The organism is Parapedobacter sp. ISTM3 (assembly GCF_016533505.1).
Taxonomy (GTDB): Bacteria; Bacteroidota; Bacteroidia; order Sphingobacteriales; family Sphingobacteriaceae; genus Parapedobacter; species Parapedobacter luteus.
In genome coordinates, this window is the sequence record NZ_JAENGN010000072.1 from 1 (window position 1) to 517 (window position 517).

The window sequence follows — 517 nt, forward strand, 5'->3', positions numbered from 1 at the left end:
ACGACTTCGTGCCATTGCGTGATATAAGACAGTTTGTATGGCAAACTCGGTATTGACTATGGGCTTCCGTGTATAAAAAAGACTAAAAAGCCCGCGGCCTCGCCGCAATCCATGCCGATATTGAACCCCTCGGGTTGGTACTCCTGTAAGATCAACTTTCGGGCCGTGGCAATAAGTTCGGGCAACCGCTGCTTTTCCTCACCAGTCAAATCAAAATAGTCTCGCCGCAAGACATTTGAAATGATAAGCAAATGGCCCGGCGAGCACTCTCGCTTCAGATATGGCAGTAAAATTTTTTATGTACATGCTACCAAGGCAAAAATTCAAATCCGTTGTTTGCCGCAATGGTCACCAGCGGATTAATCACAGCATAGAATTTATCTTTTGAAATCCCTTCCTTCAAATCGGTTCCTATGTAAAAATAGTCTTCCAGCATCCGCTTGGCGAATACAGCGAAGTCCGTCTATGTTCCCAGCGGCACTACACGGCCAAATTACCGCATCGTCGTATTTCAGCT

1 protein-coding gene is annotated in these 517 nt (G+C 46.0%); it reads right to left on the reverse strand.

Translation table 11 applies throughout. The features are described from left to right. Positions 1 to 56: 56 nt before the first annotated feature. Positions 57 to 251 carry an HIT family protein gene (locus JHJ32_RS23295; RefSeq protein ID WP_370584570.1) on the reverse strand — a complete coding sequence of 65 codons (195 nt, stop codon included), beginning with the start codon at positions 249 to 251 and terminating at the stop codon, positions 57 to 59. Between the last annotated feature and the right edge of the window lie 266 nt (positions 252 to 517).